Genomic DNA, 22,312 nt, shown 5'->3' with positions numbered 1-22,312 from the left:
GGACCGGGGGTCATCCTATGGGGTGCTCCGGCGGAGACGGAATGCCGCTTTGCCAGCCTGTGGACAACCACCCGGACGTGGCTGTGGACAACCGCCGGAGTGCGGGTCGGGTCAGTCCGGCGTGGAGCCGGACCGGTCGGTGCACACCTGGCCGGAGGTGGCGTACCGCTCGGTCGAATAGACCGCGAGCACGGTGAAGCAGTAGTTCAGGCGTGGGTTGAGCCCGTTGACGGTGTGGCTGGTCTCGCCGGGGTTGATGGTGGCCATGGCACGTAGCTGCTGTCCGGCCCGGCCGCCGGCGACGATGAACGGGACCGTACCGGGGCTCGGGTCCTCCCAGGTCACGGTGATGGCGGTGCCGTCGTCGCGGACCCGTACCCCGGTCGGTGGTTCGCCGTCGACGACCGGCCCCGCGGTCGGTGCGGTCGGCGGCGGGGGAGGCGTCGGGTCGTCGCGCAGCACCATGACGGCGGTCACGGTCGCGGACACCGCGGCGACGACCGCGGCGGCCGCCGCGACGACGACCGGTGCCCGGCCGCGGCCGCCCGCCGGCCGCGCGGCCGGCGCCGGGGTCGCCGGTTGCGGTTCGAGCGGCGGGTACGGCGGCAGCCGGCCCGCCGTCGGGTCCGGGTACGGGGTGTCCAGCGACTCGACCCCGGGCGGTACGGCCGGCACCGGCGGCGGCGTGCCGGGCTGCCCGGGGGGCGTCGCGGGCCGGGCCGGGGCGGCCGGTGACACCTGCGCCCGCCCGGCGGGGCGTGCCGCGGCCGGGGGCGGGAGATTGGGTGGCGTGGGTGCGGGTGCGGGTGGTGGGGGTGGCGCGGGTGCCGGTGGGTGCGCCGGAGCGGGTGGGGCCGGCGCGGCCGGCGGCTCGCCCTGTGGTGCCGGTGCGTCGTCGCCCAGGTAGGCGCGGGCGGCGCTCACCGCCCAGTGGTCGGCGCCCAGCGTGGCCGGCCCGAACCGGGCGACCCGGCCGAAGTTGCGGCTGGCCTCGTGCCGGTTGCCGAGTTCCTCGGCGACCGTGCCGAGATCGAACGAAAGGCCCAGCATCAGCGCGTCGGCGTGGCCGTGGCGGCGCTCGCCGGCGGCGATGGCCTCCTCGAGCACCCGCCGGGCGCCGGCCGGGTCACCGGCCTCACGGTGCAGGCGGCCGAGCTGGTGGGCCAGACCGAGGATCTCGGGGTGGTCCTCGCCGTACGCCGGCCGGGCCGCGACCAGGGCCTCGGCCAGCAGCCCGCGCGCCGAGTCCAGGTCGCCGGCGGCGCGGAACGCCTGCACGTCACGCCGGACGGCGTCGAAGGGCGAGGGCGATGACACGCCCGTCATGCTCCCCCGTCACCCGGCCGTGGTGTCAACGGGGGTCCCGGGTACGGGCGGCCCCGTCCACCGGACATCCGGTGGACGGGGCCTTCGGCTGCTCGCGGGATCAGCTGGTGGTGCCGGTGACGTTGCCTCCGGACTTGGTGACGTAGTAGGTGACGATCTCGCCGCTCCAGAAGTGGAACCGCAGGGTGACCCGGGAGTTGTCGTTGACCTCGGCGAAGAACTCCGGCTTGAGCACGATGTTGTTCGCGGTGTAGTTCGGCGCGAAGGTGTGGTCGAACTCCTTGAACGGCGTCCAGTTGTGCGGGCCGGCGTTGCTGCCGTCGGCGTACGTCGCCTCCATGGTGGCGAGCTGGTCGCCGCGGAACGTGGTCGGGATCGTGAACGCGCCGGTCGTCCCGGTGGCGTTCGCCAGCACCGGCCGGTCGTAGGTGACGAGGTTGATCCGCCACGGGACGCCCTGGGAGAAGCGGGCCGACAGCACCGCGTTGGTCCCGTACGCCCGGTTGCCGCTCAGTCGGGTCAGGGCGGCGGCGGTCAGCGTCAACTGGTCGCCGCTGACGGTGTAGTCGGTGCCCCGTACCAGGTCGGTGTTGCCGTGCCGGAGCCCGACGAACGACGTGCCGTTGAGGTTCAGGGTGAGGGACTTGGCGGTGACGGCGCTGGCGCGGGCGCTGAAGACCTGGTCGCTGGAGGCGGTGCCGGACCGGGTGGTCCAGCTCGACTTGATCTGGGCGAACAGTTCGGCGTCGTTCCACTGGTGGGTGTTGCGGTTGAAGTGTTGGCCGTTGTCCCACCACATCGTGGTGATCTGCCTGGCCCGGGCGTAGTGGCCGAGGAACTCGAAGAACTTCAGCTTCTCGCCCTGCTGGATGGTGCCGGTGTGCCGGTCGAAGCCGAGCAGGCCGTACTCGCCGAGGATGACCGGGATGCCGCGGGCGGTGAACGCGGTGTGGATGCGGTCGAAGGCGTCGGTGAGGTCCTTCTGCACGGTGGCGTCGAAGCGGGTGCCGCCGGCGACGTTCACGCTGAACGGCCAGTAGCCGTAGAAGTGGTAGGTCGCGATCAGGTTGGGGTCGTCGAGGGCGTCGAACGTGGCGACGAGTTCGTCGATCCGGGGCTGGTCGGACGAGGTGTGCAGGGTCGGCAGGACCAGCAGGCGGGTGGCGTTGTTGCCGCCGGACTGCCGCACGATGCTGTGGAAGGAGGTGTTGAGTTCGTGCAGCAGCGTGGCGTTCTGGGCGTCACCGGAGCTGCCGGTGAACTGGGGTTCGTTGACGCTTTCGAAGACGAGCTTCGGTGAGGAGTTGCGGAAGGTGCTCGCCACCTGGGTCCAGATCGCGTTGTAGCGGGCCAGCACCGTGGTGCGGTTGCTGGGCATGTTCGCGATCCACTGCCACGAGTCGTGATGGATGTTGATCATCACGTAGAAGTCGTCGGCGAGGGCCCAGTCCACGACCTCCTTGACCCGGTTGAGGTAGGTCGAGTTGATCGTGTAGTTGGGCGCCGCCCCGTGGTGCTGGCCCCAGGTGACCGGGATCCGGATGCTCTTGAAGCCCTGGGCCTTGATGTTGTCGAGCAGTTGCGCGGTCACCCGCGGGTTGCCCCAGGAGGTTTCGCCGTCGCCGGTGGCGTCGAACGAGTTGCCGAGGTTCCAGCCGGGCTGCATCGCGGCGACGGCCGCGGCCGGGTCGGTCGGGTTGCCGGTCGGCGGCGGCGAGGTCGGCGGCGGGGTGGTCGGGCCGACGCTGCCGGTGCAGGTGACGCCGTTGAGCGCGAACGACGACGGGGCGGTGTTGGCGCCGGTCGAGGAGCCGTTGAAGCCGAACGACACGGTCGCGTTGGTGGCCAGGGCGCCGTTGTAGCTGACGTTGGTGGCGGTGACGTTGGCGCCGGACGAGGTGACGTTGGCGTTCCATGCCTGGGTGACCTGCTGCCCGGACGGGAAAGTCCAGGTCAGGCTCCAGCCGTTGAGTGGGTCGCCGAGGTTGGTGATGGCGACGTTGGCGGTGAAGCCGCCCGGCCACTGGTTCGGGGCGGTATAGACGACCCGGCAGCCGGCGGCGGCCTGGGCGCTGACGGCGAACGTCAGGCCGAGGGCCGCCAGCAGGACCGACAGGCCGCTCGCGAGCAGGCCGTTCCGCCATCGGGTCCGTCTTGTCGTGCTGCGCAAACCGGTCATGGTGCTCCTCGCCAGGGGAAAGTGCGTGCCGTTTCGGGGGGACGGGTTACGGCGGGGCGCCGTGCTGACCGCGGAGGGCGCCCGGACTGACCAGGAGAATAAGTATGGAATCCAAACTTTGTCAATCGCTTGAACTCTATATGGGCAGGTCCGGCGAGGTGCGAATATAGAGGTGGCCGCGCAGGTCGTGCTCGCCCTGCGCGGCCTTGCCCTCCCCAAGGCGCCCCGGCGCCGTCAGCCGGGCAGCGACGCCGTCACGTCCAGCTCCACCAGTTGACCGGGGAACCCGAGCTGGGCCACCCCGACCAGCGTGCTCGCCGTGGTGAACGCCGGCGCCAGCGGCGACGCCAGCAACCGCCGCCACACCCCGGCCAGCACCGCGCCGTCGTCGCTGACCACGTAGATCACGGTGCGCACGACCCGGTCCGGGCCGGCCCCGACCGCGACCAGTGCCGTCAGCGCGTTCGACACCACCTGGTCGACCTGCGCGTCGACGTCGCCGGCCCCGACCAGCGTGCCGTCCGGGCCGAGCGGGCACTGCCCGGCGAGATACGCGGTACGGCCCGCCTCCACGACCGTCACGTGGTGGTAGCCGGGAGTGGCGTGCAGGGCTTCGGGGTTGATTCGGGTGATCGTCATCCGGGCAGTCTGCCGGCCGGCGATCGCCGTCGCCCTCGAATTTGCTGCTCAGCCCGGGTTCGGCGGGGGGCGGGCGGGGCGTTGTGCGATGCCCGTACGGCCCGTGTACAGTAATGCCCCGTGCCCCTGAAGGAGGCCGAAGCCGGACGAGAGATCGTCTGGTCGATCTCCGGTAGGGTGGAACGTGTAAGTCCGGGTGGCGGAATGGCAGACGCGCTAGCTTGAGGTGCTAGTGCCCGTATAGGGCGTGGGGGTTCAAGTCCCCCCTCGGACACGTACAGTTACCCCACAGTAATCAGCGTCAGGCGTAGCCTCGACGCTGATTTTGTTTTGGCCGGGGTGGTAGGTGAGAGCCAGTCGTAGCTCGCGGTAGACGTTGCTCTTGTCCTTGCTGTCAGCGTCCCGCAGCGTGTTACGGATGTCATCGAAGCTGCCGACGAGGCGTCGGATGTCGTCCTTGGTAAGGCGGTGGGGAGGCGGCTCCTGCGCTGCCGCTGCCTTGTCGCGTCGGGCGATGGCGGTGGCGCGTTGGGCGTCGACCTCGGCCATCCAGGCGGCGACGGTGGCGGGGTCGCCTCCGGCGTCTGCGATGGCGCGGTACTGAACGAGTTTGGCGTCGCACGCGGCAATGATCTTATTCGCGGCGGTGATTTCCGGCGGGACGGTGCCGGGTGCGGCGTCGGGTTGAGCGGCGTGAAGCCGGCGGATCGTATCGGTCAGCCGGTGCGGGGCGAACGCGGTGAGGAGCCAGTTGTCGAGGGCGGGGACGATATCTCGTTCCGCGATGTAGACGTTGCGGGGGTGCTGGACGTGGTTGGCGAGGGCGTACTCGTTGGGGTAGCGGCACCGGTAGTAGGCGGCCTCGTGTGCCTGGTGGCTCTGCATCTTGCGTCCGCACAGTCCGCAGAGCATGAGGCCGCGAAGCAGGTAGTGGCGACGCACGTTCCGCTGTCGGGTGCCGGTGCGGCCCCGGCCGCTGGCCGCCATGATCGTCTGCACCAGTTCGAAGTCGTTGACGGTGACGAGCGGCGGATGCGCGATCGTGTCGGACCACACCCAGGAGTCTCTGTCGTTCCAGCGCATCCGGGTCTCGTAGCCGAGGGCGACGTCGTTGACGTCAAGGAGTACCTCGTCCTTACGCTGCTTATTCCACACCTGGCGGCCGGTGTAGCGGGGGTTGGACAAGATGTTCTTGACGGCGCTCTTGGCCCAGCCTTCGCCGGTGCGGTGGGGGTTGCGGGCGGGGTCGGCGGCTGACGGGGAAGGGATGCCGTCGCGGGTGAGCGCTTCGGCGATGGCGAAGTAGCCGTTGTTGGCGAGGTACATGGCGAAGATTCGCCGGACAACCGGCGCGGTGGCCGGGTCGGGTTCCAGCTTGTGCAGGCGACGGCCATCGGCGGCCTTGCCCGGGTTTGGGTGCGGCCCAGCGTCGGCGAGGCGGTACCCGTACGGCGGGCGCCCACCGAGGAACCGGCCCTCGATCTTCGCCTGCGAGGTCATCGCAGTGCGCACGCGGACCTTCACGCGAGTGCGCTCGCCCTTGGACATGCCACCGAACACGCTCATGATCAGGTCGTGGGCTTCGGACTCGGGATCGATCGCGCCACCGACCTCGGGCACCCATAGGCCGACGCCGTAGTGCGAGAAGACGGGCATGGTCAGGCTGTACTGGTTGCCGTAGAACGCGCGTTGGGGCTCACCGATCACGACTGCGTCGAATCCACGGCTCGGGTTAGCGAGAGCGTCGAGCAGCCTGGCGGCGTGATGCCGCCGCTTCCATGGCAGCGAGCGGGAAAGACCGACGTCGAAGAAGTCGGCGACGATGATGCCTCCGGCCGGTTCGATGAGGCTGGTAGCGCGGGTGAGCTGCCAGTTCCTCGACGCCACTGGATCTTGTTGGTCCTCCGTGGAGACCCGGCCGTAGAACGCGAAACGCTGGTATTCGTGGTGGTCGAGCAGGGCAGTGGCTGCATCTTCGATGCGGGATACGTCAATTCTCACGAAATGTGCCTTCCGGGTGCAATGGGTACGCGCCCGCCGGCAACCCAGGAATTTGGATAGCCGGCGGACGCGCTGTCAACAGATCCACGCATACCGACATGAAGCGATCAAGCGTCGGAGGGCTCGACCGGACCCTGACGACGACTCTTGCCTGACGAGCGTTGCAGTAAGGTCAGCAGCGCGCGGGCCACGGCGTCGGTCAGCTCCGGTTCGGTGCCAGACTCGACGGTCGGCGTCGGTTTCGTCGCGAGGGTGTCAGCCGGTTCGTCCGGCCACCTGTCACTCATCAGAGCGGCGCTCGGAGGACGACTAGGTCTTCGTGCTGGACGAGCCATTGCGGGTCGCCAGTGGCGATGGCATCGCGGACGTTCTTCTGTTGGAAGAACGAGGCTCGGGGGATGATCACGCCGTTGCGGACGCCGCAGATGAGGGCGATGCACTCCTCGACGAGTTCGAGTCCGGCGTTGATGCCAGCGGTGGCGACCATGCCGGGAATGTCGATGAGTTCGCCGTGGCGGCGGTAGGGCCGGGCGGTGACGACGACGTGTCCGCCGGGCCGCAGCAGGCGCCGGCAGCCGGCGAGGATCGCGGTGAACCCGTCGGCGAGTTGGCCGTGGTTGCGGTAGGCGAGGTTGTCCCCGCTGCCGTACTTGTGGTGGAGCTTGCGGACCTTGCCGCGTCTCGGGCCAGGGGTGCGGACGTGGCCGTGGGTGGACGCTCCATACGGCGGTGAGGTGATCACCAGGGAGACCTGCCCGTGCAGGCTCGCCGGCAGCAGCGCCGGTAGCGCGGTCGAGTCCCCGTGGTAGATCTCGCCCCGACCCGGTGCCCCCGTTTGGACGGTGTGGCGGATGTTGTCGGCCGCCTTGGCTACCCATTCGGCTTCGTACTCGACCCCGACGCCGTGACGGCCGAGGTGCATGGCCTCGATGACGGTGGTGCCGATGCCGGCCATGGGGTCGAGTACCACATCACCGGGGTCGGTGTAGGTACGGATGGCATACCGGGGGATGGTCGGCAGCATCTTGCCGGGATGCGTCAGCGACTCCGGGGTGTACCGGCCGCGCCGCAGGTCACGCGACGCGTTTTGGCCGGTAAGCCAGACCGACCCGAGGCAGCCCTCGGCGAGCAGGGCCACCAGACTAGCTGCGTCGGGCTGCGACGGTTCGGAGTTGTGCGGGCTGGCGTTGCGGAACGGCGGACGAGGCTCAGACATGGGCGTTCTCCTCACCGGTGGCGGTGGTGCCGAACACGACCAAATTCCGGAACGTCGGAAGGTGGCGGCCGGCGAGCAGACGCCGCCCGTCGTCGGTCTCGGCGGGACGTCCCGGGGCGGTACGTGGCTCGTGTTCGGGGAGCGGGACGAGGATGGCGGGGATGTGCTGGTGGTAGAAGAGGCCGGCTGCGCGGGCGGCGGCGATGACCGTGGCGCGGTGGCTGAACTCGCCCGGCTGAGGCGGCGCGGTGGTGAGTCCGACGATCAGGAACCCGCCAGGGCGCAGTAGAGGCCGCCACGTGCTCATCGCTGTGGCCGTGCCGCCCGGCGCGAGGCGCTCGGTTCCGTTCGGCAGTGTCGCCAGGATCAGGTCGACACCTGCACCGGGTTGGTGCGTCACGCGGCGGTTCCGGCGTCCGGGCACGGGCGGTAGAAGCAGCAGGCGTAGCCCGTGACTGCCGTTGAACAGCCGGGCCGGTATCCGGCGCAGGTAGGCGGTCGCGTCGAAGGCGACAGGGTGCGCGTCGAGGTCGAGCACTACGTCACCCACGTCGGTGTAGCGGCGGATGAGGTAGGCGAGGTGGCTCGGGGACAGTCCGTGCCAGTCCGGCACTCCCGGATGGGGCGTGCGTGGGACGCGGATACTGGGAAGGATCAGCCCGACCGGTGCCGGCTGAGGCCGGTCACCGAGGGCGGTAAAGCTGGGCTTCGGCATGGGTGTGTGGGCCACGTCCGCCGACAAGCGCTGACACTAAGGGATTACAAACTCGGGCCTCGGTTTGGAGAGCGGGCTCCGCGCCGATCAAGGCGCGTCGCCCGACGCCGCCCAGTTGAACAAGATCCTCAACGGGTTAAACACGCAGGTCGAGACGGCCCGAGGCGCCCGCTGTCGGCCCCACGCAAGCGGCGCGGATTGCCGACGCGAACGGTGACAGGTTGAACAAGATCCCCACCTGTTAAGCAAGATCCTCTTCGGCTTGAACGCGAGCTCGGGCTGACCGTTTGGGCCTTTGCAAGATCGCAATGAGGTGAGATGCGTCCGGCGGGAGTCCATCGTGGCCGTCCTGCTTGCCGCCGTGCTTGCGTCGTGGGAAGTGCGGCTCAAGGATGCCGCCACGAAGTGGCGGCGGCTGGTGCTGAGCCCCTTGAGTAGCCTGCCTGGCGGGCGTCGACGGAGTTCGTCGACAGAATCTGTCGACAACTTGCGTGTGGCTACGGGTGTCTGGCATAGTTCGTCAGGCAGGCGGCGCCCGGGATCTATCTAGAGGATTGAGATGACAGAGATCGAACGACCAGCCCTTGTTGAGGTTCAGCGCGGAAACGTCATGGTGTCGACAACGTTCACACCGTCTCAGCTTGACGCTGCAACCAACGTGGACGCATACGATCCGGAGCGGGGAAACGACCCAGACAACGGCTACCAGCGCCGTGGATCATCAACCCGCATGGCGCAGGCGGCCTCCTTCTACGGCGAGGGCGAGGAAAAGCGCCAAGGTCGGATCTTCGAGGACAGGCAGGGCCTGATGCCCAATCCGATCATTGCCAATGTCAGGCCACTCGAAGACGGCGACGAAATTGAAAGGACTGATCTCAACCTGCCGCCAGGTGTGGCAATCAGGTTCTTCTCCGACAGTGATCGCCAAGACGTGGCCAACGCGATCGAGGGCGGCGGGAGCGCCACCGCCGCATGCACGATCACATTCCATGAGAAGACCGTCGCTTGGATCGTTGATGGCCAGCACCGCAGCGGTGCAGTCCGAATGCTCAGCGAGCGGGGCCGGCTGAGCGACGACTTCCCGGTGCCGTTCAAGCTCATGCTGGGGTTCGACCGCAATGAGGAGATCAAGCAGTTCTACTACATCAACCGGGAGGCCAAGAGCGTCCCCACCGACCTGACCGCCGACTTGCTTCAGCGCATGGCTCGGCAGGACAGCAACGAGGCCGAGTACCTCAGCGAACGTAAGAACAAGGGCAGCCTTCTTGCTGGTGCTGCCGTTTACGACGCCTTGGTAAGCAAGGGAAGCCCGTGGCTCACACGCATCCGGAAACCGAACGAAAAGATCTCCAAGGACACCTCTATCGCGGTTTCTCAGTTCATTGGCAGCCTTAAGCCATTGCAGACGGCGCAGATGCCGCGCGAACTGAGTCCGCAGGAATGGGCGCTGATTATCGACGCCTTCTGGGAGGCCATCGCCCGACTGCTGCCGACGCCGTTCGACCCGACCGAGCGGCCCGGCGACTGGGTCCTACTCAAGGCCACCGGTGTCAACACGATGCACCGTGTCCTCGCCGACTGCCTGCCAATTGTTATCCAGCGCGGCGCCCGGCTGTCGGACGTGCAGCAATACGAGCAGCTGCTGGCTGACCTGCCTAGCCTGGCTGGCATCGGCACCGACCCGGAGACCGGCGAGAACTACCAGATCGATGGGGCTGAGTTCTGGCGTTCCGCATCGAGCGCGTCGGAGTACACCGGGCGGTACGGTGTCGACCGGCTCGTCGGCAAGATCCGGGGCCTCATCGCGAAGACCAACAGCGCCATCACCATCTAGCCGGCCACACTTGGACTGCAATACGCGGTCAACGGGCGGTCGAAGCCATTGCAGCTGGCTTCGACCGCCCGTTCCGACTCTACGGTGCGTATGCGTGTGGGGCGTGCTGGCCTCGCCTAGAAGGGGCCAACCGCGAAGCTGTTGTGGCCGGTGGAGAGGGCCCCTTGAACAGCCTGATCACGGGGTGCACATCTGACTCGGGGGCGTCCGGCTGACGTCGGGAGGTATTGGCGGGGATCGGCGACGGCTGGGTTGAAGACATGTGGAGACACCTTGAACAGATCATGAGTGTTCATGATCTGTTCAAGGGCCCTGGTGGCGTGGTGGCACATCGCCGACCGGCACTCCCGCCGGACGGCAACGGTCATCACGAGGGAGCACCACCATGGACCGTCGTACCCCCGCCGTTTCCCGGCCGGGCGAGACGCTGCTCAACGACATCGAGTACCGGTTCCGGCTGATGGGGCAGGGACCGAGCCCGCTGTCGGTGGACGGCCGTAACCTCGGCCTGGGCCTGCCCTGTCGGGCCGTCGCTCTGCCCGAGCTGTCGGCGATCCTCATGCACCCGTCCTGCGGTTACGCCGCCCGGGACGCGGCGTGGCGGCTGCTGGTGCGGCGTGCCCGTACCGGCGACTCGGCGTGGCGTGCCGGTGCGGTCGGTGTTGCGTTGCCGGGTCTGCGGTTCAAGGCGTACCTGCTGGCCAAGCTGTTCACCGGCGACGTGCAGGCCGCCATCGTCGAGCACTTCCTTCGCGCTCTCGCCACGGTCGATGTGGACAGGCCGGGCGTGGTCGGGAGCCTGCTGTCGGCCGCGTTCTCGAAGGCCCGCGCCGAGCTGCGCGAGCTGGAGCCGGCCTCGTCCGGGGCGCCGAACCACGCTCCGGGGGCAGTGTTGCCGCCGACCCCGTACGGTCACCCGGATCTCGTCCTTGCCCGCGCGTTCAGGGCCGAGGTCATCACCGCGCAGGAGGCAGAGCTGATCGGCGCGACCTACCTGGAAGGGGTCAGCCTCACCGCCTACGCCGAACGCACCGGCCAGCCCCGCTGGAACCTCTACAAGCAGCGTACGGCTGCCGTTGCCCGACTCAAGGCCGCGATCGAGTCCGGCGAGCTGTCCGACCCGTACGCCGACGTGGTCAACGAGGCCACCGCGACCCTTGCCTTCGACGCGCCCACCACCTGGAAGCGCCCCTAGCAGCCGTCCTGAGCTGGGACTTTCCAATCCAGGGCTCGGATTTGTAATCCCCTAGTGCGGGACTTCCCGCGCAGGTGACCTGTTCCGACCGGACCGTTGATGGCGCTGACACCCCGCACGGTTCCCGCCCAACCGCCACTTCTGGTGAGGAGGACGGCCGCGCCGGTCGGCACCACAGGTCACCCACGAGCGCACCGCCCGGTCCCGCCTTCGTCGCCCACTCGCGCACCCACGCCCCGCCACGGCTGCCTAGGCGTGCGCACCGGAGGTGCCCCATCCCATGAACCACGTCCCCTTCCCGCGCCCCGAGGCGGCGGCCCGCCGCTGCCTCGGGGCCGGCAGGCGCGGACGGCCATTCGTCCGCCGCCTGCGTCGATACCGTCCTCGAACTGTCCGCGCCGCCCTGTTCCTACTCAACGCCGCCGCGGTGACCGCAGCCCTCGTCGCCGTGCCACACGTGGCGTACGCGGCCGAGCCCGCCCTGGTGGTGCTGGCCGCCGAGTCGATCGAACAGGTCGCCAACAACATCCGTACCTGGCTCGTCGGCATCCTCGTCGCCGTCGCCACCCTGTTCCTCACCGTCGGCGGCCTGCGTTACCTGGCCGCCAACGGCGACCCCGGCGAGGTCGAGAAGGCCAAGCTCGCGCTGCGGTCCGCCGCGATCGGCTACGCCCTCGCGCTGCTTGCGCCGCTGTTCGTGACCATCGTCGGCGCATGGGTGGCCTGATGACCGCCCTCACGATCCGATCCCGCCGCCCGGTCCGACCGGTGTCGTTGCTGCTGTGTGGCGTGCTGATCCTCGCCGGCCTGGCCCTCGTGTGGGCCGGGCCGGCGCACGCCGAGCCGAGCCCGGCACCCGGCCCGCCCTCTACCGCACCCGGCACGCCGCCAACGCCCGGCGTGCCTGACCCTGGCGTCCGCCCGCCGGGGGTGGAACCCTCCGCGCCGGCACCCACGCCCGGCCCGGCCCCGGCTCCCGGCCAGCCTTCCGTTGACGATGATCCGGCCTGGTACGACATCGGGGGCCAGATCCGCAAGGCCGTGGTCGACCTGGTCGTGTGGGCCGCCGAGCAGGCCCTCCAGCCCGTGATGGAAGCCCTCGGCGCGTCATGGCTGTCCACCCCCGACCTCACCAACAACGAGCACGTCAAGGCGATCTGGACGACCAGCCTGATCGTCGCCAACGGCGTCGTCGTGCTGTTCATCGTCGCCGGAGGGTTCCTGGTCACCGCCCGGGAGACCCTGCAAACCCGCTACGGCCTCAAGCACGTGCTACCCCGCATCGCCCTGGGCGTGGTCTTCGCCAATTGCAGCCTGATCATCGGCGAGAAGGCCATCGCGCTGACCAACGCGCTGACCGTGGCAAGCGCCGGCAACACGATCGACGGCCCGACCGCCGCGACCGCGATCCGACAGATCGTGGACAACGCCCTGCAAGGCCACGGTTTTCTGATGGCGCTGATGGCCATCGCCGTGATCGTGATGTGCCTCGTCCTGGAGTGCACGTTCGTCCTGCGACTGGCGGCGCTGGTCATCCTGCTCGGGTTCGCCCCGGCGGCGTTGATCTGCCACGCCAGCCCGCTCACCGAGGGTGTGGCCCACCTGTGGTGGCGCTGCGTCCTGGTCTGCCTCGGCCTGCAACTCGCCCAGGCCATCGTCGTCATGGCCAGCATCAAGGTGTTCCTCACCCCCGCCGGGCCGACCGTGCTGGGCATACCAGCGACCGGGCAAGGGCTCCTCGGCGTCATTGTGTGCCTGACGATGCTGTGGCTGCTGATCAAGCTGCCGGGCTGGATGCGACAGTTCATCCTCGGCCCGCTCGGACAAAGCAACGGCCGAGGACTGATCGGCCAACTCGTCCACGCCTTCATCATGATCAAGACGTTTGGCGCGGCAGCCGGCGTCCTGGGCGGCACGAGCGCGGCCCGGAACGCCGGACGGACGGCACCTCGTCCACCCGGCCCCCGTCCATCGCCCAGCGGCCCCCGTCCGCCCCGTCCACCGCGCCCGCCCCGTCCCGGGCCGACTCCCGTTCCGCCGTCCCCGCCGGGACCGACGGCCTTCAGCCATGCCCCAGTCACCCACACGCCGCTACCCGCGCCGTCCGGGACGAACGCCGCCCCCACCTTCAGCCGCCCGGCAGTCCCGTCCACCCCAACGCCTGCACCATCCGGCGGTGTCCCGGCCGCGCAGTTCTCCCACCCAGCCCCGCCCCACCCGAGCCCGCCGTCCCCGACCACCCCACCGGCCCGAGTCGCCTTCAGCGACGCCACGACCACGACACCGAGAGCAACACCCGGCGGCACGGCACCGGCAGTGACGTTCTCGGCTGCACCAGCGCCGCAGAACGCGCCGCGCCGGCCACCTGGCCCGGTCACGCCGGTATTCTCCGCAGCTCCGGCCGCATCGAGAGCCGGCGGGTCACGACGAGCCTCGACCCCCGGGACACGGCCTACGGCGGCCCAGCGCGCCACCCCGAGCGGGTAAGCCGCCGCTAACGCGAGCACCGCCGCCCGACGAGCACCGGCCACCAACACATCCCGGCCTCGTCCACCGGACTCGTCCGTCCCGCCGTCCACGGACGGTCGCCGGTTAGCGGCCTCGCCGCCGCGCCCGTCCCCGGCGGCGAGGCCGTCCCCGGCCGCTGGCGCGACGCCGGTGGGTCCGACCGCCGTCCGTACCGGGCCGTCCCCGTCCCCGCCGTCCCCACCGCCGGCACGAGCGTCCGGTCCGGTGCGGCGCTCGTCATCGAGACCGAGAGGTGATCAGCGATGAGCCGCCATGCAGACGAGGCCCCGATGCGGGCTCGGGTTCCCGCAGACATCGAACGCCCTGATCGGATTGCGTTCGGCCTGTCGGGACGCCAGTTGGTGATCCTGGCCGTCACGGGTCTGCTGCTCTACGCGGCGTGGACGGCGGTCGCCACGGTGGTGCACCCGCTGGTGTTCGCCGCAGGTGGGCTGCCGGTCGCCGCTGGGGCGTTCCTGCTCGCGGTCGGCCGCCGTGACGGCATCAGCCTCGACGCCTGGGTCCTCGCGGCGCTGCGGCACCGCCGCAGTCCGCGTCGGCTCGTGCCGGCCGAGGGGCCGGTCATCCCGGCTCCGGCGTGGGTTGCCACCACCACCGGGCCGGGGGACCGGCTACCTGTGCCCGCACCGCTGCGGCTGCCCGCGAAGGGCATCACCGGCGACGGGCTGATCGATCTCGGTTCGGACGGCACCACGAGCCTGGTCGCCGCCTCGACGGTGGCCTTCGGGCTGCGGACCCCGGGGGAGCAGAACGGCCTGGTGGCCGGGTTCGCGCGGTGGCTGCACAGCCTCGACGGGCCGGCGCAGATCGTGGTGCGGGCGCAGCGGGTCGACCTGACCTACCTCGCCGACCGGTTCCTCGCCGCCGCCCCGGGCCTGCCGCATCCCGCGTTGGAGGAGGCCGCCCGCGCGCACGTGGCGTTCCTCGATGACCTGGCCGGGCAGCGCGAGCTGCTGCACCGGCAGGTCACCGTCGCCGTGCGTAGCCGGCGTGGCGCGCACCACGCCGCGCATCACGCCGCCGAGGCGGTGCGCGCCCTCGCCGGCTGCGAGGTTCCCGCCCGGGTCCTCGACGGGCCGGACGCCATGGTGCGGCTTGCGGCCAGCCTCGACCCCACCGCCCCGACCCTCACGGCTTGCACCGCATCTGATGGAGGTGACGACCTGTGAGCCTGCTGTCCGCACTGCTGCCGAAGCGGCGGCGTCCCGCGTCCGAGTCGGCCACGATCCTGCCCGGTTGCCCGGACGCCGTTGAGGTCGACGGCCGGCACGTGCGGGTCGGGGACGGCTACAGCACCACCCTGGCGGTGGTCGGCTACCCGGCCGAGGTCGGCCCGGGGTGGGCCGAGCCGATCCTGTCCTACCCGGGCCTGGTCGACGCCGCCTTCCACATCGAGCCCGTCCCGCCGGCGGTGGCCTCGCAGCGGCTGCGTAGGCAGCGCGGCCGGTTCGAGTCCTCCCGCCGCCACGACGCGGCCAGGGGCCGCCTCGACGATCCCGAACTCGACGCCGCCGCGGCCGACGCCGCCGAGCTGGCCGGCCGTGTCGCCCGAGGCGAGGCCCGCCTGTTCCGCCTCGGCCTGTACCTGACCGTCCACGGCGCCAGCCCCGACGACCTCGCGCAGCGGGTGGCCGAGGTGCGATCCCTTGCGGCATCGCTGCTGCTCAACACCGCGCCGGTGACGTGGCGGCAGTTGCAGGGCTGGATCAGCGGCCTGCCTCTCGCCTTCGACGCGCTCGCGATGAAACGGGTCTTCGACACCGACGCACTCGCCGCAGCCTTTCCGTTCACCAGCCCCGATTTGCCTGACACCGCAGGGGACAGCGGCATGGGCGTGCTGTTCGGGCTCAACCTGCACTCGGCCGGAGTCGTGGTCTGGGACCGGTGGGCGCAGTCCAACTACAACACGGTCATCCTCGCCCGCTCCGGGGAAGGGAAGTCCTACCTGGCCAAGCTCGATCTGCTGCGCAACCTGTGCCTCGGGGTGGAGGCGTTCGTCATCGACCCCGAGGACGAATACCTGCGCCTGGCCGACGCGGTCGGCGGCACGGTCATCCGCCTCGGCGCGGCCGGCGTGAAGATCAACCCTCTCGACCTGCCGCCCGGCGACGACGCGCTCAACGACCGGGCACGGTTCCTGCACACGCTCGTGACCGTGATGGGCAGCGGCGACACCCCAGTCAGCGAGCCGCTGCCCGGCGACGAGGCCCGCTCCCTCGACGTCGCGGTGCTGGCCGCGTACCGGGCCAAGGGCATCACCACCGACCCGCGCACCTGGCGGCGACCACCGCCGCTCCTCGCTGATGTGATGGCCGCGCTGGAGGACACCGACGACGCCGGCCGCCGAGTCGCCGCCCGCCTGCACCCCTACGTGGCCGGCAGCATGAAGGGCCTGTTCGACGGGCCAACCACCACGCTCGCCCGAGGGCACCTCGTGGTGTTCGCCATCAAGGACCTACCCGAGCAACTGCACCCGGTCGGCACGCTGCTCACCCTGGACACGATCTGGCGCACCGTACGCGGCGCGATCGCCTCCGGGGCTCGGCCGGACGTGCTGCGGATGGTGCTGGTGGACGAGGCGTGGAAACTGCTGTCCGGCGGGCGTGGCGGCGTGTTCCTGGAGACCTTGGCCAAGTCGGCGCGCAAGTACGGCGCTGGCTTGACCGTGGTGACCCAGGACGCCGCTGACGTGCTCGCCACCAAGACCGGCCGCGCCGTCGTCTCCAACGCCGCCACGCAGGTGCTGTTGCGGCAGGCGCCGCAGGCGATCGACGCCGTTGCCGAGGCATTCGGACTCACCGACGGCGAACGGGCGTTCCTGCTGTCCTGCCAACGCGGGGACGCGCTCCTCGCGGCTGGGTCCGCGCGGGTGGCCTTTCACAGCCACGCCTCCGCGTCCGAGCACGAGTTGATCGTCACCGGCCCGGTCACCGGTTCGCCTGTCCGCCGCCGCTGACCCCGGCCCACGAGCCTCCCTCACCACCGCCGATCGGAGTCCCCGATGGTTCCCATCCCTGCCTTGTCCCCATCCCCGCCTCCGGAGCCCACCGGGTGTGTGCCTGGTCAGGGCCGCGTTCCCGACTCGGTTGTGGGCGAGCTGCTGTGCGGCTCCTGGGGCGCCGACGCCGCCGACGCGGTGTGGCGTCTCGTCCGCGACCGGTGGCCGCTGCTCCTCGCCGCCGTGGCGGCGCTCATCGTCTCGCGGCTCGGATGGAAGGTGTGGCGGCGGCGCGTCTGGCGGCGGCACGCCGCCGAAGCACGGTGGCTGGAAATCACTCCGCCGGTGACCGCCACTCCGGCCGCCACCATCGGTCTGTGGCGGCTGCTCGCCACCGTGTTGCCCGTGCCGCGCCGATGGGCGCTGCGCCCGGCACGGCTCGTCTGGGAGGTCGCTGCCGACCCGGACGGAATGCGGTGCGGGCTGTGGCTGCCACCGGGGGTCAGCCCGACCGCCGTCGTGCGGCTGCTGCAACGGGGCTGGCCCGGCGTCCGCGCCGAACAGACCCGCCCACCGACGGTGCCCACCACGGGGGCCGTAGCCGCACTTGCGGTCTGGCCCACCCAGCCGGAATGGCTGCCCCTGGTCGAGGACACCACCCCCGCCCTGCGCCGGGGCGTGGACGCGGGTGCCCCCGAGGAGGACCGGCTACGGGCCGTCTACGGCGGCCTCGCCTCGGCCGGACGCACCGGCGGCGCGATCCTGCAAGTCCACCTCGGCCGGGCGCCAGCTCACCGGCTGCGGCTGCTGCGCCGCGCGATGACCGACCCACAACGCGTCCGGCGCCCCCGAGGGACCGCCCGCGCCGCCGGACTGCTCGCCGATGGGCTGCGAGCGTTGATCCTCGGAGTCCTGAACATCCTCACCCCCGGCTCATCGAGCCCGAGGCACCGCACCGGCCCGACCGACCCGTATATCGCCGAGCTGGCCCGGCAAACGCGGGCGAAGTACGCCGACGCACCGCACCTGCTCGTCGCCGTGCATGCCGTCGCCACCGGCCCCACCAAGCCTGCTGCCCGCGCTGCCGTCGCTGATGTCAGCTCCGGCTTCGGGCTGCTGTCGGCGCACTTCACCCGCCGCCGACTACGGCATGGTGCGGTCACGGCGGCCGACCGGTGGGTGCTCGAGGCCCGGATGAGCCTCGTCTCCGTCGCGGAAGCCGCCGCCATCGCAGGGCTACCCGCCGAGCCGGCCGCCTACGGCCTACCCGGCGCGGCATCACGCCGCCGGGCCGCCACCCGCGACATCTTCCGGACCTCCGATCGTCAGGCCCATCCGCGCACGACGGCGCAGGCACAGCCCGGCGCGACCAAGGCCGACGAGCCACCGACCATCTGGAGCACACCTTGAACAAGATCAAGACCAAGGGTGCCGCCTCGAACTCCCGCGCGAAAGGCCGCAGGCTCAAACTGGTGCCGATCGAGGAGCGGCACGGCCTGGGCGGCAAGATCATCGGCGTCGCCAACGCCGGACCGCCGATGCGCCTCGGGATCTCCCTGACCGACTGCCGCTACCACGTGCACGCGCTTGGACCGACCGGCACGGGCAAGACGACCCTGCTGATGCGGATGATCCTCGACGACGTCGCCGCCGGGCGCGGCGTGGCCGCGTTCGACCCGGCCAAGGGCGACCTCATCCGAGACCTGCTCGCCCGGCTGCCCAAGTCGTGTGGTGACCGGCTGGTCCTCATCGACCCGGACGAACGCCGGGCACCCCCGGCGATCAACCTGCTCGACCCGGCCGTGCACGGCGGCAGCGCGCACGACGTCGCCGCGAACCTCACCGCCGTGATGGCGAAGGTGTGGTCACGGTGGTGGGGGCACCGCACCGCCGACATCTGCTACCACGGCCTGCTCACCCTCGCCCACGTCGAAGACGCCACCCTCGCCCAGCTACCGCGGCTGCTGTCCGACTCGGCCTGGAGAACCAAACGGGTCGATGTTGCCACCAGCAAGCTGAACGCGTGGGAGGGCAACACCCTCAGCGAGTTCTGGAAAGGGTTCAACGAACTGCCTGCCGCCCAGCGCTCCGGCCTCGTGGCCCCGCTGCTGTCCCGCCTGCGCCTCGTGCTGGCACACCCCATGGCGGCCTCGCTGTTCGGAGTGCCGGCCACCACGTTCTCGTTCGCCGACATCCTCGACGGCGGCGTCCTGCTCGCACGGTTACCAAAGGGCGTCCTCGGTGAAGACGGCACCCGCCTGGTCGGCTCCCTACTCCTCGCTGGGCTGTGGCAGGCCACCACCGCCCGCGCCCGCATCCCCGAAGACGATCGCCCCGACGCGATGATCGTCCTGGACGAGTGCCACAACTTCCTGCACCTGCCCATCGGTATCGATGACGCCCTCGCCGAGGCCCGCGGCTTGCACACCTCGTTCGTCCTCGCCCACCAGTACCTTGGCCAACTGTCCGGAGACATGGTCGAGGCGATCGACGCTAACGCCCGCAACAAGGTGTACTTCGCCCTCGCCCCCCGCGACGCCATCGACCAGGCCCGGCACCTGCGGCCATACCTCGATGACGGCGATCTGATCCGCCTCGGCGGCTACGAAGTCGTCCTGCGGCCCGTCGCGGGCGGGCGGATCGTGCCGCCGGTCACCGCCGACACCGAACCCCCGCCACCGGCCATCCCGGAGCGTGCCGGCGAGCTACGCCGCGCGGCCCGGGACCACACCGGCCTGCCCGTGGAACAGCGGCGACGGCTGCTCGCCGAAGCCGCCACCGACTCGGCCACTCCCGAACCTTCCGTCACGGTCGACGCCGCGGTGACGGAGCTAGCGGGACACAACACCTTCGCTGTGCAGGGCGAGTGGTCTAACGAGACCTCTAACGAGCGATCCAACGAGCAACGCAACGACCACGAACAGCCGGGTGAACACGCCCCCTTGAACACGTCATACGCGCACGTGGACGGCGGTGAGGAGGACCGGTGGACCGGAACCGACTGATAAGAGATATCCCTCCTACCCGCACACCAGCCAAAGGCAGCTCCCGCCTTACGGCGTCCGTCGTGGCCGCCGAACTCGGCCGGCTCACCCCCCGAGACCGACTCCTGCTCGACCTGCTCGACCAGCACCGGACGTTCACGACCGATCAGCTCGTCGACCTGGCCTTCGGCTCGGTCGGCCGTGCCCGCAACCGGCTAAACACCCTCTACGGCCGAGACATCCTCGACCGGTTCCGGCACTACCAGCGGCCCGGCTCGCAATCCTGGCGGTGGACCCTCGGGCCGGTCGGCGCGGCCATCATCGCGGCCGGACGCGACCAGGCGCTACCCCGCCCGGCCGCCGTGCGTGACGCCACCGCCCGACTCGCGATGTCTCCGACATTGGCGCACCTGGTGACGGTGAACGGGTTCTTCGTCGCGCTCACGGCTCATGCCCGCACCCGGCCCGGCGCGCGGTTGGTGCGGTGGTGGAACGAGGCACGCTGCCGCGAGGCGTGCGGGAACCTGGTCCGCCCGGACGGCCACGGCGTGTGGTCCGACAACGGCCCGGCGGTGCCGTTTTGGCTCGAGGCCGACCTCGGCACCGAAACGCTGGGCCGAGTCGTCGGCAAGCTGACCGGCTACGCCGCACTACCGCCCCGCCGGGCGTATCCGGTGCTGTTCTGGCTACCCACCGCCGCCCGTGAGACCAACCTGCACGCCCACCTGCGGCGGGCCGGGGTGCCGGACGGGGTGACCACCGCCACCGCCACCGCCGACCACGCCGCCGCGTCCGGCGGCCCGGCGGGGCCGGTCTGGCGAATGGTGGGGCAGCCCGACCGGGTGAGTCTGGCCGAGGTGCCCGCACCGGGCGGGGACGGTGCGCCGTGGGACGGCTAGCCGTATGGGTCGCGGCCGGGGCTACCGGGGGATTGCTGCTGCTCATCGCCGCCACCGCCGGAGTCGTCTCCTCGGTGTCCGGTGGGGGCGCGGCCGGGGGTAGCTGCGTCGGCACGGTCACCGTGCAGAGTGCCACCCCGGCGGGGTTGTCGGCTGACCAGGTCCATAACGCCTCGATGATCGTGACCGTGGGTGAGCGGTTGCGCGTACCGGCGCGCGGGTGGGTGATCGCGGTCGCCACCGCACTCCAGGAGTCCTCGTTGATCAACCATGGGCACCTCGGCCCGAACAACGATCACGACTCGTTGGGGCTGTTCCAGCAACGACCGTCGCAAGGATGGGGCACCCCGGAACAGATCATGAACCCCGAATACGCCGCCGGGAAGTTCTACGAACGCCTCGTCACCGTGCCTGGGTGGGAACGGCTACCGCTCACCGAGGCCGCACAGAAGGTGCAACGGTCGGCGTACCCGGACGCCTACGCCCGACACGAGAAACGGGCAACCGAGATCGTGACGGCGTACACCGGCGGAACGCCGCCGGTCTGTGACGGTGCGCCGATCAGTGCCTCGGGGTGGACCCGCCCGGTGGCGGGCACGGCCGGTTCCGGCTTCCGCACCGACGCCCGGCCCGGACACGACGGGTTCGACATCATGGCCCCGAAAGGCACCATCATCCGGGCCGCGTCCAGCGGCGTGGTCGTACGCGTGCGGTGCAACATCGACGGCAACTCATGGGAACCCACCGGCCGCCCGATGCCGTGCGACCGTGACGGCCACCCGGGACTCGGCGGGTGCGGCTGGTACACCGAGATCCGCCACGCGAACGACATCGTTTCGCGTTACTGCCACATAGTGCGACAGCCGATTGTCCGGGTTGGGCAGACGGTGATAGCGGGGCAGCCAATTGGCCACGTCGGAAGTTCCGGAAACTCGTCCGGCCCACATTTGCACTACGAGATCCACGAAGGCTATCCCGGCACCGAGAACAATGCCGTTGACCCGGTTCCTTTCATGCGTCGAAAAGGCGTGTCCCTGTAAAGGCATGAAGTGATTTTCCGCACATTTCAAGAAGGTCCCCACGGGTTGCGGTGAGCGCCGCGCGTCCGGTCCGCCGGGCGCGCGGCGTAGTCGTTCCGACCCGAAAACCGCAACCCCGCCAGACGCTGTGAGCGACCCCCGCGCTGCCCACCCTATGTAGCACCAGGGAGGCGCGTCGAACGCGTCACAGCGTCGCACCGGGGGCCGTCAAATGGTGTTTCGGACGGTGGGAACGGTTCCTGAATCGAGAACGGAAGTGGCGCCGCGCGGTCGCCGTAAAGAGTCTTGCGTGACGGGGTTGACAATCATCGGGCATCGAGCGTCCATGGACGTGGGCAACAAAAACCGCCCCGGCGAAACCGCAAACAATGCGCACCACGCGCATGCGGAATCGCTATTGCCGATCCCTATTGCACGGAGGTTTATTCGCCATGTCCACCAACACCACCACCGCCGCGCCGACCACCACCGCCGTTACCGTCGCCCGGACCCTCGCCAACCACCCCGACGGCATCACCGTCCGTGACCTCGCCGCCGAGGCCGGGGTGGGGCAGTCCACCGCCTCCAAGGCCCTCGCCGCGATGGAGGCCGACGGCACCGCCACCCGCACCCCCGGCCCGACCAACGGCAACCGCAAGAGCGCCGACATCTGGCACCCCGCCACCGTCACCGCGACCGACGAGCCGACCCCCGGCGACGACGCCCCCGAGACGACCCCGGACGCGACCGACGAGCCGACCCCCGGCGACGACGCCCCCGAGACGACCCCGGACGCGACCGACGAGCCGACCCCCGGCGACGACGCCCCCGAGACGAC

At 70.4% G+C, this 22,312-nt stretch carries 17 protein-coding genes and 1 tRNA gene; 12 read left to right on the top strand and 6 right to left on the bottom strand.

What is annotated here, in order from left to right; translation table 11 throughout:
- Positions 1–111 precede the first annotated feature (111 nt).
- The 3 genes from AB0M79_RS30225 to AB0M79_RS30215 form a co-directional block, all read right to left on the bottom strand.
- On the bottom strand, positions 112–1,317 hold the full coding sequence (locus AB0M79_RS30225; RefSeq protein WP_364220216.1) for a tetratricopeptide repeat protein: 1,206 nt from the start codon (positions 1,315–1,317) through the stop codon (positions 112–114).
- Positions 1,318–1,426: 109 nt separating this feature from the next.
- On the bottom strand, positions 1,427–3,505 hold the full coding sequence (locus AB0M79_RS30220; protein ID WP_364220213.1) for a cellulase family glycosylhydrolase: 2,079 nt from the start codon (positions 3,503–3,505) through the stop codon (positions 1,427–1,429).
- Between the two features lie 234 nt (positions 3,506–3,739).
- Entirely contained in the window at positions 3,740–4,144 is a 405-nt protein-coding gene (locus tag AB0M79_RS30215) for a RidA family protein (protein ID WP_364220210.1), read from the bottom strand.
- Positions 4,145–4,334: 190 nt separating this feature from the next.
- On the opposite strand from AB0M79_RS30215, the gene AB0M79_RS30210 reads away from it, so the two are divergent.
- Positions 4,335–4,418 (top strand) — tRNA-Leu (locus AB0M79_RS30210).
- Here AB0M79_RS30210 and AB0M79_RS30205 read toward each other — a convergent pair.
- From AB0M79_RS30205 to AB0M79_RS30195, 3 genes are all read right to left on the bottom strand, one after another.
- On the bottom strand, positions 4,400–6,145 hold the full coding sequence (locus tag AB0M79_RS30205) for a recombinase family protein (protein WP_364220207.1): 1,746 nt from the start codon (positions 6,143–6,145) through the stop codon (positions 4,400–4,402). The two genes, AB0M79_RS30210 and AB0M79_RS30205, sit on opposite strands and share 19 nt — an antisense overlap.
- Before the next feature lie 286 nt (positions 6,146–6,431).
- A complete protein-coding gene (locus AB0M79_RS30200; RefSeq protein ID WP_364220204.1) occupies positions 6,432–7,361 on the bottom strand; it encodes a DNA methyltransferase in 930 nt (309 codons plus the stop codon).
- Entirely contained in the window at positions 7,354–8,076 is a 723-nt protein-coding gene (locus AB0M79_RS30195) for a hypothetical protein (RefSeq protein ID WP_364220201.1), read from the bottom strand. Before AB0M79_RS30195 ends, AB0M79_RS30200 begins: the two co-directional genes overlap by 8 nt.
- A gap of 559 nt (positions 8,077–8,635) precedes the next feature.
- On the opposite strand from AB0M79_RS30195, the gene AB0M79_RS30190 reads away from it, so the two are divergent.
- From AB0M79_RS30190 to AB0M79_RS30140, 11 genes are all read left to right on the top strand, one after another.
- Complete coding sequence (locus AB0M79_RS30190) at positions 8,636–9,910, top strand: DGQHR domain-containing protein (protein WP_364220198.1); 1,275 nt, start codon at positions 8,636–8,638, stop codon at positions 9,908–9,910.
- 385 nt (positions 9,911–10,295) lie between these two features.
- Positions 10,296–11,105 carry a hypothetical protein gene (locus tag AB0M79_RS30185; RefSeq protein ID WP_364220195.1) on the top strand — a complete coding sequence of 270 codons (810 nt, stop codon included), beginning with the start codon at positions 10,296–10,298 and terminating at the stop codon, positions 11,103–11,105.
- Positions 11,106–11,385: 280 nt separating this feature from the next.
- The gene (locus AB0M79_RS30180) at positions 11,386–11,832 is read left to right on the top strand and encodes a pilin (protein WP_364220192.1); all 447 of its coding nucleotides are present in this window, start codon (positions 11,386–11,388) and stop codon (positions 11,830–11,832) included.
- Positions 11,832–13,592, top strand: a complete 1,761-nt coding sequence (locus tag AB0M79_RS30175; protein WP_364220189.1) for a hypothetical protein — start codon at positions 11,832–11,834, stop codon at positions 13,590–13,592. Before AB0M79_RS30180 ends, AB0M79_RS30175 begins: the two co-directional genes overlap by 1 nt.
- A 284-nt stretch (positions 13,593–13,876) precedes the next feature.
- The gene (locus AB0M79_RS30170; protein ID WP_364220186.1) at positions 13,877–14,803 is read left to right on the top strand and encodes a PrgI family protein; all 927 of its coding nucleotides are present in this window, start codon (positions 13,877–13,879) and stop codon (positions 14,801–14,803) included.
- Positions 14,800–16,590 carry a DUF87 domain-containing protein gene (locus AB0M79_RS30165; protein ID WP_364220183.1) on the top strand — a complete coding sequence of 597 codons (1,791 nt, stop codon included), beginning with the start codon at positions 14,800–14,802 and terminating at the stop codon, positions 16,588–16,590. Before AB0M79_RS30170 ends, AB0M79_RS30165 begins: the two co-directional genes overlap by 4 nt.
- Before the next feature lie 132 nt (positions 16,591–16,722).
- On the top strand, positions 16,723–17,982 hold the full coding sequence (locus AB0M79_RS30160) for a hypothetical protein (protein ID WP_364220180.1): 1,260 nt from the start codon (positions 16,723–16,725) through the stop codon (positions 17,980–17,982).
- Complete coding sequence (locus AB0M79_RS30155) at positions 17,979–19,577, top strand: type IV secretory system conjugative DNA transfer family protein (protein ID WP_364220177.1); 1,599 nt, start codon at positions 17,979–17,981, stop codon at positions 19,575–19,577. The genes AB0M79_RS30160 and AB0M79_RS30155 overlap by 4 nt, the downstream gene beginning before the upstream one ends.
- A 62-nt stretch (positions 19,578–19,639) precedes the next feature.
- Positions 19,640–20,455 carry a replication-relaxation family protein gene (locus AB0M79_RS30150; RefSeq protein WP_364220174.1) on the top strand — a complete coding sequence of 272 codons (816 nt, stop codon included), beginning with the start codon at positions 19,640–19,642 and terminating at the stop codon, positions 20,453–20,455.
- Entirely contained in the window at positions 20,443–21,495 is a 1,053-nt protein-coding gene (locus tag AB0M79_RS30145; RefSeq protein ID WP_364220171.1) for a M23 family metallopeptidase, read from the top strand. Before AB0M79_RS30150 ends, AB0M79_RS30145 begins: the two co-directional genes overlap by 13 nt.
- Positions 21,496–21,926: 431 nt before the next feature.
- On the top strand, positions 21,927–22,312 hold a 386-nt coding region (locus tag AB0M79_RS30140), incomplete at its 3' end, for a MarR family transcriptional regulator (RefSeq protein ID WP_364220168.1).

Origin of the sequence: Polymorphospora sp. NPDC051019, from assembly GCF_040683055.1 — a bacterium.
Classification (GTDB): domain Bacteria; phylum Actinomycetota; class Actinomycetes; order Mycobacteriales; family Micromonosporaceae; genus Polymorphospora; species Polymorphospora lycopeni.
The sequence above is the reverse complement of the archived record's forward strand: the minus strand, read 5'-3'. Positions and strand labels throughout refer to the sequence as shown.